The 11,778-nt window shown below is 62.1% G+C and carries 8 protein-coding genes; all 8 read left to right on the top strand.

Going from position 1 to position 11,778, the window contains the following annotated elements; all coding sequences use genetic code 11:
- Positions 1-60 precede the first annotated feature (60 nt).
- The 8 genes from MHH62_RS04755 (at position 61) to MHH62_RS04790 (ending at position 11,669) form a co-directional block, all read left to right on the top strand.
- A complete protein-coding gene (locus MHH62_RS04755; protein WP_032872826.1) occupies positions 61-1,920 on the top strand; it encodes an extracellular solute-binding protein in 1,860 nt (619 codons plus the stop codon).
- The gene (yejB, locus tag MHH62_RS04760; RefSeq protein WP_005788805.1) at positions 1,920-2,978 is read left to right on the top strand and encodes a microcin C ABC transporter permease YejB; all 1,059 of its coding nucleotides are present in this window, start codon (positions 1,920-1,922) and stop codon (positions 2,976-2,978) included. The genes MHH62_RS04755 and yejB overlap by 1 nt, the downstream gene beginning before the upstream one ends.
- Positions 2,978-4,000 (top strand): ABC transporter permease, encoded by a 1,023-nt coding sequence (locus MHH62_RS04765; RefSeq protein WP_014718210.1) that lies wholly within the window; start codon positions 2,978-2,980, stop codon positions 3,998-4,000. The genes yejB and MHH62_RS04765 overlap by 1 nt, the downstream gene beginning before the upstream one ends.
- Before the next feature lie 10 nt (positions 4,001-4,010).
- Positions 4,011-5,582 (top strand): ABC transporter ATP-binding protein, encoded by a 1,572-nt coding sequence (locus MHH62_RS04770; protein WP_103452321.1) that lies wholly within the window; start codon positions 4,011-4,013, stop codon positions 5,580-5,582.
- A gap of 146 nt (positions 5,583-5,728) precedes the next feature.
- Positions 5,729-7,120, top strand: coding sequence for a sigma-54-dependent Fis family transcriptional regulator (locus tag MHH62_RS04775; RefSeq protein ID WP_014718208.1), 1,392 nt, complete (start codon positions 5,729-5,731; stop codon positions 7,118-7,120).
- Positions 7,121-7,413: 293 nt separating this feature from the next.
- The gene (locus MHH62_RS04780; RefSeq protein ID WP_014718207.1) at positions 7,414-8,805 is read left to right on the top strand and encodes a GntP family permease; all 1,392 of its coding nucleotides are present in this window, start codon (positions 7,414-7,416) and stop codon (positions 8,803-8,805) included.
- Between the two features lie 7 nt (positions 8,806-8,812).
- Positions 8,813-9,586 (top strand): 3-hydroxybutyrate dehydrogenase, encoded by a 774-nt coding sequence (locus MHH62_RS04785; protein WP_020301581.1) that lies wholly within the window; start codon positions 8,813-8,815, stop codon positions 9,584-9,586.
- 127 nt (positions 9,587-9,713) lie between these two features.
- Positions 9,714-11,669, top strand: coding sequence for an acetoacetate--CoA ligase (locus tag MHH62_RS04790; protein ID WP_339232583.1), 1,956 nt, complete (start codon positions 9,714-9,716; stop codon positions 11,667-11,669).
- Positions 11,670-11,778: the final 109 nt, after the last annotated feature.

Below are 11,778 nucleotides of genomic sequence, written 5' to 3' on the forward strand. Positions count from 1 at the left end.
ATGCCCAGGCCGTTAGCGTACAAATCCTTATTATTCTTTACCCGGCGCTCAAGGCTGATAATGCGATTGGCTTTTTCATCTCTGCTCTGCTCCACCCTGGCCTTTCTAATGGCCAGCACTGCGGTGATCGCAGCCCCGCAAACCTACCTGACGGTGTACGGCGAGCCCGCCAAGTACGCCGAAGGTTTCAGCCATTTCGACTATGCCAACCCCAACGCCCCCAAGGGCGGCAGCCTGCGGCGCTCAGCGCTGGAGGTGGGGCGGTTTGACCATGTGCTGCCCTATATCGACAAAGGCATCGGCGTGTCCCAGGTCGACGGCTGGGTGTATGCACCCTTGGCGTTGCGCTCGCTGGATGAGCCTTACACCGTCTATGGCCTGGTGGCGCAAAAGATGGAACGGGCCGACGACGGCCTGTCGCTGCGCTTCTACCTGAACCCCAAGGCGCGCTTTGCCGATGGCACGCCCATTACCGCGCAAGACGTGCGCTACAGCTTTGACGTGTTGATGACCCAAGGCAGCCTGCGCTATCGCACGTTATTTGCAGACGTCAAACACGTCGAAATCGAAGGCGAACGACAGGTGCGCTTTGATTTTTCCAGCAACGAAAACCGCACCCTCCCTCTGGATCTCGCCACTTTGCCGGTGTTCCCCGAGCACTGGTGGAAGACCCGCGACTTTGCCAACGGCGGCGGCTACGAAGCGCCACTGGGCAGCGGCCCTTACAAGGTCAGCAAGATCGACTCCGGCAATACCATCACCTTCACCCGCGACCCCGACTGGTGGGGCAAGGACTTGCCGGTCAGCCGCGGCTTGTACAACTTCGATCACCTGAGCCTGGAGTACTTCGGCGACACCGAAGTAGCGCGCCAAGTGCTACGCGGCGGCGCCTATGATTTCAACCGTGAATTCTCCGCCACCGGTTACTCCATCGGCTACAACGGCCCGGCCCTGGACGATGGCCGTCTGCAGCGCGCGCACCTGGCCAAGGAGATGCCGCAGCCGGCCCAGGGCTATGTGTTCAATGTGCAAAAACCGATGTTCAAGGATCGCCGCGTGCGCCAGGCCCTGGCGATGCTGTGGGACTTTGAATGGGCCAACCGCCAAATGATGCGCAACCTGTACATCCGCCAGCAGAGCTATTTCTCCAATAGCCCGCTGGCCGCCAGCCAGTTACCGACCCCGGAAGAACTGGCGATCCTCGAACCCCTGCGCGGTCAGGTTCCCGACGAGGTGTTTACCCAGGTGTTCAAGGCCCCGGTCACCGATGGCAGTGGCATGATCCGCGACAAACAGCTGCAAGCCTTGGCCCTGCTGGAAGACGCCGGCTGGAAACCTGTGGGCGACAAACTCGTCAATGCCCAGGGCGAGCCACTGGAATTCACCTTCCTCAACGTCCAGAACGGCCTTGAGCGCCTGTTGCTGCCCTACAAACGTAACCTGGCGCAGATCGGCATCACCCTGAATATCCGCCGCATCGACTCCTCGCAATACGTCAACCGACTGATGGCCCGCGACTACGACATGATCGTCACGGGTTTCCCGGTCACCACCTCGCCCGGCATGGAGCTGTACAACTATTTCGGCTCTGCCGCCGCGTTCGATTCGGGCGCCAACAACTACATCGTGCTCAAGGACCCGGCCGTCGATACCCTGATCCATGGCCTGGTCAAGGCTGACACCCAGGCGAAGATGCTCACCTATGCCCACGCCCTGGACCGCGTGCTGCAATGGAATTACCTGTGGATCCCCAACTATTACCCACCGGGCACCTCCGCCGCATGGTGGAACCGTTTCGGGCGCCCGGCCATCGAGGCGAAGAACGACGAAGCCCTGGAAACCTGGTGGGAAGTCAGCCCCACCCCGCTGACGAACGAACAAATGCAGGCTGAGTTGAAAAAACGCGGAGAGGCCCACTGATGTTTGCCTATATCGTACGGCGCCTGCTGCTGATCATCCCGACGCTGGTGATCATCCTGTTGGTGAACTTCGTGATCGTGCAGGCCGCGCCCGGCGGGCCGGTGGAGCAAGCTATCGCCCACTTGCAAGGCATTGGCGGCGGTGGTGTAGCCGGCGCATCCGGCGAAGGCATCAGCGGCTCGCGAGCCAGCCGCGGTCTGGACCCAAAGCTGATCAAGGACATCGAGAAACAATACGGCTTCGACAAATCCGCGCCGGAACGCCTGTGGTTGATGCTCAAGAATTACGCCCAACTGGACTTCGGCAACAGCTTCTTTCGCGGCGCGACGGTAACTGACCTGATCCTGGAAAAGATGCCCGTCACCATTTCCCTCGGCCTGTGGGCCACGCTGATCACCTACCTGGTGTCGATCCCGCTGGGCATACGCAAGGCCGTGCGCCATGGCAGCAGCTTTGATATGTGGAGCAGCACGGCCATCGTCATCGGTTACGCGATGCCGGCATTCCTGTTCGCGATGTTCCTGATCGTGGTGTTCGCTGGCGGTACCTCGCTGAACTGGTTCCCGGTACGCGGGCTGGTCTCGGAAAACTTCGCCGAACTGAGCACCGTGGGCAAAATCGCCGACTACTTCTGGCACCTGGTATTGCCGGTAACCGCGTTGGTGATCGGCGGGTTCGCCACCTTGACCATCCTCACCAAGAACTCGTTCCTCAATGAAATTACCCGCCAGTACGTGGTCACCGCCCGCGCCAAGGGTTTGAGCGAACGCCGGGTGCTGTACGGTCACGTGTTCCGCAATGCGATGTTGCTGGTGATCTCGGGGATTCCCCAAGCGTTTATCAGCGTGTTCTTTGCCGGTTCGCTGCTGATCGAGGTGATCTTCTCCCTCGATGGCCTGGGCCGCATGAGCTACGAGGCGGCCGTGTCCCGCGATTACCCGGTGGTGTTTGGCTCGCTGTTTATCTTCACCCTGTTCGGCCTCTTGATAAAACTCATCGGTGACCTCTGCTACACCCTGGTGGACCCGCGTATCGACTTCGCCGCGAGGAACGCCTGATGCTCAACCTCTCCCCCGTGGCCCGCCGACGCTTCGAGCGCTTCAAGAAAAACCGCCGTGGCTGGTGGTCGCTGTGGCTGTTTATCGGCCTGTTTATCCTGACCCTGGGCGGCGAGTTGATCGCCAATGACAAGCCGCTGGTGCTCAGTTTCAAGAACGAGCTGTATTTTCCGGTGTTCAAGCGCTACACCGAGCAGCAGTTCGGTGGGCAGTTGCCGTTCCAGGCGGACTACCGCAGTGACTACGTGCAAAAGCTGATCAAGCAGGAGGGCGGCTGGATGCTGTTTCCGCCAATTCCTTTCAGCGATGACACGCCCAACTACGAACTCACCCGCCCTGCCCCGAGCCCGCCGTCGGCGGTGAACTGGCTGGGCACCGATGACCAGTCCCGCGATGTGTTGGCGCGGGTGATCTTTGGTGCACGGGTGTCGATCCTGTTTGCCCTGGCCCTGACCGCCATCAGCGCCGTCATTGGCATTGCCGCCGGGGCGTTGCAGGGATACTACGGTGGCTGGGTAGACTTGCTCGGCCAGCGCATCCTGGAGGTGTGGTCTGGCCTGCCGGTGCTGTACCTGCTGATTATCCTGTCGGGGTTTGTGGAGCCGAATTTCTGGTGGTTGCTGGGGATCATGGCGCTGTTTTCCTGGCTGGCCCTGGTGGACGTGGTGCGCGCCGAGTTCCTGCGCGGGCGCAACCTGGAATACGTCAAGGCCGCGCGCGCCCTGGGCCTGGGCGACGGCAAGATCATTCGTCGGCACATCCTGCCCAACGCCATGACCGCGACCCTCAGCTATTTGCCGTTCATTTTGACCGGGGCGATATCCACCTTGAGCGCCCTGGATTTCCTTGGCTTCGGCATGCCCGCCGGCAGCGCGTCCCTGGGCGAGCTGATCGGCCAGGGCAAGCAGAACCTGCAAGCGCCGTGGCTGGGCTTGACGGCGTTTTTCACCCTGGCGCTGATTCTGTCGTTGCTGGTGTTTATCGGCGAGGCATTGCGTGATGCCTTCGACCCCCGCTCATGAGTGACCGCGTATGAACCTGATCGAAATCCGCGACCTGTGCGTCGCCTTCAACGGCCAGACCGTCGTGCGCAACCTGAGCCTGGACGTGCGCCCTGGCGAGTGCCTGGCGCTGGTGGGCGAGTCGGGCTCGGGCAAGTCGGTGACGGCCCACTCTATCCTGCAACTGCTGCCGCAAGCCGGCACCCAAACCCTGGGTTCGATCAAGTATCGCGGCCAGGAACTGATCGGCGCCTCACCGAGTACCTTGCAAAAATTGCGCGGCAACCGCATTGCCATGATCTTCCAGGAGCCGATGACCTCCCTGAACCCCCTGCACAGCATCGAAAAGCAGATCGGCGAAACCCTGCTGCTGCACAAGGGCCTGGGCGGCAAGGCGGCGCAGGCGCGCATCCTCGAACTGCTGGAACTGGTGGGCATCCAGAAACCCCAGGAACGGCTCAAGGCCTACCCCCATCAATTGTCCGGCGGCCAGCGCCAGCGGGTGATGATCGCCATGGCCCTGGCCTGCGAGCCCGAACTGCTGATTGCCGACGAGCCCACCACGGCGCTGGACGTGACGGTGCAGCGCAAGATCCTGCTGCTGCTCAAGTCCTTGCAACAACGCCTGGGCATGTCGCTGCTGCTGATCAGCCATGACCTCAACCTGGTACGCAGTATCGCCCAGCGGGTCTGCGTGATGCGTGCCGGGGAAATCGTCGAGCAGGCCGACTGCCAGGCCTTGTTCACCGCCCCCCAGCATCCCTACAGCCGCCTGCTGCTGGATGCCGAGCCCTCGGGCGACGTGCTGTGCAGCGAGCCGCGTGACACGGTACTGGAAGTGGATGACCTGAGCGTGCAATTCCCTCTCGGTGGCGGACTGTTCCGGGCCAAGACCTACCTGCGCGCAGTGGACGGCATCAGCCTCAGCGTGCAGCGCGGCAAGACCCTGGGGATTGTCGGCGAGTCCGGCTCCGGCAAGTCCACCCTGGGCCAGGCGATCCTGCGCTTGCTCGACTCCAGCGGCAGCATCCGCTTTCAGGGTGAAGCTCTGGACCCGCTCAACCATCAGCAGATGCGCCCATGGCGCAAGCAGATGCAGGTGGTGTTCCAGGACCCCTATGGCAGCCTCAGCCCGCGCATGTCGGTGCAGCAGATCATCAGCGAGGGCCTGGAAGTGCATGCCCCGTGCAGCCTGGCCGACCGCGATGCGCAAGTGGTCCAGGTGCTCAAGGACGTGGGCCTCGACCCTGCCAGCCGACATCGCTACCCCCATGAGTTTTCCGGAGGCCAGCGCCAACGCGTCGCCATTGCCCGCGCCCTGGTACTCAAGCCAGCGCTGATGCTGCTCGACGAACCCACCTCGGCCCTGGACCGTACGGTGCAGAAACAAGTGGTGGCGCTGCTGCGCGAACTGCAGGACAAATACGGCCTGACCTACCTGTTTATCAGCCATGACCTGGCGGTGGTGCGCGCCATGGCCCATGACATGATCGTGGTCAAGGATGGCAAGGTGGTGGAGCGTGGCGCGAGCCATGAGGTGTTCGAATCGCCCCAACACCCGTACACCAAAGAACTGCTGGCAGCAGCGCACATCCCTTTGTAGGGGTGAGATTGTTCCCACGCTCTGCGTGGGAACACAACCCGAGACGCTCCGCGTCGTGCCCTGGCCCTACGCCAAGTGACGCAGAGCGTCACGGTAGGCATTCCCACGCAGAGCGTGGGAACGATCATTAACAGGATTCTGTACCCATGAGCACTAGCCTCAAGGACTACCAACAGGTTCGCGGCCTGGCCATCCAGTCGCTGTTCGAGATCATCGAGCAGTCCAGCGAGGGCACGGTCATCGTCGACCGCGATGCAAATATCGTGTGGATGAACGAGCGTTACGCCAAGCGCTTTGGCCTCAAGAGCGCCGACCAAGCCATTGGCCAGCCTTGCGAGCAGGTGATTTCCAACAGCCTGCTGCGCCAGGTGGTGCGCAACGACCGGCCGATCCTGCTGGATATCCAGGACACTCCCAAAGGCCCACTGGTGGTGATGCGCCTGCCGATCCACGACGAGGCCGGGGCGGTGATCGGCGCGATTGGGTTTGCGCTGTTCGATGAACTGCGCAACCTGTCGCCGCTGATCGAGCGCTACCTGAGCATGCAGCAGGAGCTAGCCTCCACGCGCTCGCTGCTGCGTTCGCGGCAAAGCAAATACAACTTTGCGCACTTTATCGGCACCAGCGCCGCCAGCCTTGAGGTCAAGCGCCGGGCGCGGCGCAGTGCGAGTGCCGAGTCGCCGGTATTGCTGCTCGGGGAAACCGGCACCGGCAAGGAGTTGCTCGCCCAGGCCATCCACGGCGCATCGCCCCGGGCGCACAAAGCTTTTGTGAGCATCAATAGCGCGGCGATTCCCCATGACCTGCTTGAAGCCGAGTTCTTCGGCACTGCGCCCGGCGCCTTTACCGGTGCCGACCGCAAGGGTCGCCCCGGCAAATTCCAGATCGCCCAGGGCGGCACGCTGTTTCTCGATGAAATCGGCGACATGCCGCTGCCACTGCAAAGCAAATTGCTGCGGGTGTTGCAGGAAAAGGAATTCGAACCGGTGGGCTCCAACGAGATGCTGCACAGTGATGTGCGGGTGATTGCCGCGACGTCCATGGACCTGGAGGCAGCGATCAAGCGTGGCGAGTTTCGTGCCGATCTGTATTACCGCCTCAATGTGCTGCCGATCCAGGTGCCGCCGTTGCGTGAGCGGCTGGAGGATATTCCGGCATTGAGCGAGGCGATCCTCGAGGAACTGCGCAGCCAGCACGAACTGGACCGCGATGCCCTGGCGCTGTTGGCCCAACATGCCTGGCCGGGCAATATCCGCGAGCTGCGCAATGTGCTGGAGCGTGCGGCGCTGTTGAGTGATGACCTGATGCTCAATGCCAGCGACCTTCGCGCAGCGATTGGCACGTTCAGCCCGGTACAACGGGGCGCGGTGGCCGCGGTCGAGGGTGAAACTTTTGCGGCGGCGCGGCAGCGGTTTGATCGCCAGGTGATTGCGGGCGCGCTCAAGGCCAGTGACGGAAATGTTGTAGAGGCGGCCAAGCGGTTGGGGCTTGGGCGGTCGACGTTGTATAAAAAAATGCTGGCGCTTGGACTAACTTAGTCTCAAACAAGAGACGCAATTCCCAATATCAAGACTTTCTTATGTGGGAGCTGGCTCGCCTGCGATAGCGGTCTAACAGCGCCCTACAAGCCAGCTGAACCACCGCTATCGCAGGCAAGCCAGCTCCCACAAGGATCTCCCCTCGTCTCCAGATTGAGACTGCCGTCGCGAAAATCACTTTAAATCCACAATAAATCCATATATATCAACAAGTTATAAATCTGGCACACATCTCGCTATAGCTTCCTCCCACAGCCTCACCCACAACAATAACAATCCGATGGAGACACACCATGAGTGTGATCATTGCCCTGGCCGCGCTCGCGCTGCTGATGCTGGCCGCCTACCGTGGCTATAGCGTTATCCTGTTTGCCCCCATCGCCGCCCTTGGCGCGGTGCTGCTCACTGACCCGTCCGCTGTCGCCCCTGCCTTTACCGGGGTGTTCATGGAAAAGATGGTCGGTTTTATCAAGCTGTATTTCCCGGTATTCCTGCTCGGTGCGGTGTTCGGCAAGCTCATTGAGCTGTCGGGGTTTTCGCGCTCGATCGTCGCCGCCGCGATCCGCTTGCTCGGCACGCGCCAGGCGATGCTGGTGATTGTGCTGGTCTGCGCCCTGCTCACCTACGGTGGCGTGTCGCTGTTCGTGGTGGTGTTTGCGGTGTACCCGTTTGCCGCCGAGATGTTCCGCCAAAGCAATATCCCCAAGCGCCTGATCCCGGCGACCATCGCCCTCGGTGCGTTCTCGTTCACCATGGACGCCCTACCCGGTACGCCGCAGATCCAGAACATCATCCCCAGCACCTTCTTCAACACCACCGCCTGGGCGGCGCCGTGGCTAGGGCTGATCGGCACGATCTTCGTGTTTTGCGCCGGTATGCTCTACCTCGCACGCCAGCGCAACAAGGCCCAGCGCGCCGGTGAAGGTTATGGCACCGAGTTGCGCAATGAGCCCGAAACCGCCGACAACCTGAGCCTGCCCAACCCGTGGCTCGCGTTGTCGCCGCTGATCCTGGTGGGGGTGATGAACCTGTTGTTCACCCACTGGATCCCGCAGTGGTACGGCAAGACCCACAGCCTCAGCCTGCCGGGCATGAGCGCGCCGGTGACCACCGAAATCGCCAAGCTCACCGCGATCTGGGCGGTGCAGGCGGCGTTGCTGGTGGGGATTATCGTGGTGCTGGTGTTCGGCTTCTCGGCGATCAGGAGCAAGCTGGCCGAAGGCAGTAAAAGTGCGGTCAGCGGTGCGCTGCTAGCGGCAATGAACACCGCCTCGGAATACGGCTTTGGCGCAGTAATCGCCTCGCTGCCAGGCTTTCTGGTACTGGCGGACTGGCTCAAGGGCATCCCCAACCCGCTGGTCAACGAAGCGATCACCGTGACCTTGCTGGCCGGTATCACCGGCTCCGCTTCCGGCGGCATGAGCATCGCCCTCGCCGCGATGTCCGAGAGCTTTATTGCAGCCGCCCACGCGGCCAATATCCCCCTTGAGGTGCTGCACCGGGTCGCGGCCATGGCCAGCGGCGGCATGGATACCCTGCCCCACAACGGCGCGGTGATCACCCTGCTGGCCGTCACCGGGCTGACCCACCGCGAAGCCTACAAGGACATTTTTGGCATCACGATCATCAAGACCCTTGCGGTGTTCGTGGTGATCGGCACTTTCTACGCCACCGGCATTGTGTGAGGTTTTCATGACAACTTTGAATGGCAAGACCGCCCTGGTCACCGGCTCCACCAGCGGCATCGGCTTAGGGATTGCCCTGAGCCTGGCCAAGGCCGGCGCCAACCTGATTCTCAACGGCTTCGGCGACGCCAGCGCGGTGATCGCCCAGGTACAGGCGTTTGGCGGCAAGGTCGGGCATCACCCGGCAGACGTCAGCGCCCCCGCGCAAATCGCCGACATGCTCGCCTACGCCGAGCGCGAGTTCGGTGGCGTGGACATCTTGGTCAACAATGCCGGTATCCAGCATGTGGCAGCGGTAGAAGACTTCCCTGTGGAGCGCTGGGATTCGATCATCGCCATCAACCTGTCCTCGGTGTTCCACAGCACACGCCTGAGCTTGCCGGGCATGAAGGCCAAGGGCTGGGGGCGCATCGTCAATATCGCCTCGGTGCATGGGCGAGTCGGCTCAGTGGGCAAGGCGGCGTATGTGGCGGCCAAACATGGGGTGATCGGCCTCACCAAGGTGGTGGGCCTGGAAACCGCCACCAGCAATGTCACCTGCAACGCCATCTGCCCGGGCTGGGTGCTGACGCCGCTGGTGCAGAAGCAGATTGATGATCGCGTGGCTACCGGGGTCGACCCACTGCAAGCGCAGCAGGATCTCCTGGCGGAGAAACAGCCGTCGCTGGAGTTTGTGACGCCGTCGCAGCTCGGGGAGCTGGTGTTGTTCTTGTGCAGTGAAGCCGGTGCCCAGGTGCGCGGCGCGGCCTGGAACATCGATGGTGGCTGGCTGGCCCAGTAAACCCGTGATGATCGTTCCCACGCTCTGCGTGGGCACGCAGACCGGGGCGCTCCGCGCCCCAAAAGTGGACGCAGAGCGTCCAGTCAGGCATTCCCACGCGAAGCGTGGGAACGAGAAGAGGCAGCTTATGTCCGACATCCTCTGGCAACCGTCCCCGGAACGCATCGCCAACACGCGCATGGATCAGTTCCGCCGCTTCATCAATCAACGCCACGGCGTGCAGCTCCACGACTACCCCGCCCTGCACCAATGGAGCATCGACCAACGCCCGGACTTCTGGCAGGCGATTGTCGCGTTCTTTGACGTGCAGTTTCGCAGCCCGCCCACGGTGACCCTGATCGAAGACATCGAGATGCCCAGCGCCCAATGGTTTCCCGGCGCCACCCTGAACTTTGCCGAACACCTGTTGCGCCGCCGCGACGATCATCCTGCTGTGGTGGCTGTCAGCGAAGACGGCCAACGTGAACAATTGAGCTATGCGCAGCTGGCGGAACACGTGGCCGGCCTGCAAAAAAGCCTGCGGGCGGCAGGGGTCGGCCTGGGTGACCGGGTGGCCGCGTGTATGCCCAACACCTGGCAAACCCTGGTCGGCATGCTCGCCACCACCAGCCTCGGTGCGATCTGGTCGTGCTCCTCGCCAGATTTCGGCACCCAGGGCGTCATCGACCGCTTCGGCCAGATCGAGCCCAAGGTGCTGATCACCTGCGCAGGCTACCGCTATGCCGGCAAGCGCATCGACCAGAGCGCCAAGCTCAATGAAATCCTCGAACGCCTGCCCTCCCTGCAACAGCTGATCATCGTGCCTTACGCCGAGCCCGAGGCGCAGGCTGGGGACTACGCCACCCACGCCCATGTCGCGCTGTGGGACGACTTCTACCAAGCCTGCGGCGAACCCGAATTTGTCGCGGTGCCGTTCGATCACCCGCTGTATATCCTTTATTCCAGCGGCACCACCGGCATCCCCAAGTGCATCATCCACGGCACGGGCGGCGTATTGCTGACGCACCTCAAGGAACACGGCCTGCATGCCGACCTGAACCGCGAGGACTGCCTGTTCTACTACACCACCTGCGGCTGGATGATGTGGAACTGGCTGGTGTCGGTGCTGGCGATCGGCGCCACCGCGGTGCTGTACGACGGCTCGCCGTTCCATCCCGGCCCCGAACGCTTGATCGACCTGATCGATGCGGAAAAAATCAGCGTGTTCGGCACCAGCCCCAAATTTCTCGCCACCCTGGAAAAATCCGGGTTGCAGCCGCGCCTGAGCCACGACCTGGGCAGCCTCAAGGGTCTGATTTCGACCGGCTCGCCGTTGTCGCCCCAGAGTTACGACTACGTGTACCGCGAGATCAAGGCTGAGCTGTGCCTGTCCTCGATGTCCGGTGGCACCGACATTGTCTCCTGCTTTGTGATCGGCAACCCGGTGCTGCCGGTACGGCGCGGTGAAATGCAGTGCAAGAGCCTGGCCATGGCCATCGAAGTGTGGGACGACCAGGGCCGGCCCCTGATCGGGGAGAAAGGCGAACTGGTGTGCACCCGGCACTTCCCTGCCATGCCCATCGGGCTGTGGAATGACCCGCAACAGCAAAAACTGCGCGCCTCGTATTTCAGCCAGTTCCCCGGCGTGTGGGCACAGGGTGACTATGCCGAGCAACGCGCCAACGGCAGCCTGTTGATCCACGGGCGTTCCGATGCGGTGCTCAACCCCGGCGGCGTGCGCATTGGCACCGCCGAGATTTATCGCCAGGTGGAAAAGGTCCCGCAGGTGCTGGAAAGCCTCGCCATCGGTCAACGCTGGCAGGACGACGTGCGCGTGGTGCTGTTTGTGCGCCTGGATGATGGAATTGAACTGGACGAGGCGCTGCAACAGCAGATCCGCCAGGTGATTCGCGCCAACACCACACCGCGGCACGTGCCGGCGAAGATCCTCGCTGTCACGGATATCCCCCGCACCATCAGCGGCAAAATCGTCGAATTGGCGGTGCGCAATGTGGTGCATGGCGAGCCGGTGAAAAACACCGATGCCCTGGCCAACCCCCAGGCACTGGAGCAATTTCGCCACAGAGCTGAGCTGGCCGATTAGATGAAAGGTTTCAGCGCTGACACAGCGTTTTGAAGAAAAACCCTCAAGGCATGCTATTTTTCCGGGGTAGCCACCCGTTGTCGTTCCTTGGGACAATGGGTGTTGTCAT

The organism is Pseudomonas sp. FSL L8-0168 (genome assembly GCF_037976155.1).
Classification (GTDB): domain Bacteria; phylum Pseudomonadota; class Gammaproteobacteria; order Pseudomonadales; family Pseudomonadaceae; genus Aquipseudomonas; species Aquipseudomonas paracarnis.

Bases quoted from the DNA above. Each gene is read 5' to 3' on its own strand.
- MHH62_RS04755 (WP_032872826.1), top strand. From the start codon at position 61: ATGCGATTGGCTTTTTCATCTCTGCTCTGCTCCACCCTGGCCTTTCTA.
- yejB (WP_005788805.1), top strand. From the start codon at position 1,920: ATGTTTGCCTATATCGTACGGCGCCTGCTGCTGATCATCCCGACGCTG.
- MHH62_RS04765 (WP_014718210.1), top strand. From the start codon at position 2,978: ATGCTCAACCTCTCCCCCGTGGCCCGCCGACGCTTCGAGCGCTTCAAG.
- MHH62_RS04770 (WP_103452321.1), top strand. From the start codon at position 4,011: ATGAACCTGATCGAAATCCGCGACCTGTGCGTCGCCTTCAACGGCCAG.
- MHH62_RS04775 (WP_014718208.1), top strand. From the start codon at position 5,729: ATGAGCACTAGCCTCAAGGACTACCAACAGGTTCGCGGCCTGGCCATC.
- MHH62_RS04780 (WP_014718207.1), top strand. From the start codon at position 7,414: ATGAGTGTGATCATTGCCCTGGCCGCGCTCGCGCTGCTGATGCTGGCC.
- MHH62_RS04785 (WP_020301581.1), top strand. From the start codon at position 8,813: ATGACAACTTTGAATGGCAAGACCGCCCTGGTCACCGGCTCCACCAGC.
- MHH62_RS04790 (WP_339232583.1), top strand. From the start codon at position 9,714: ATGTCCGACATCCTCTGGCAACCGTCCCCGGAACGCATCGCCAACACG.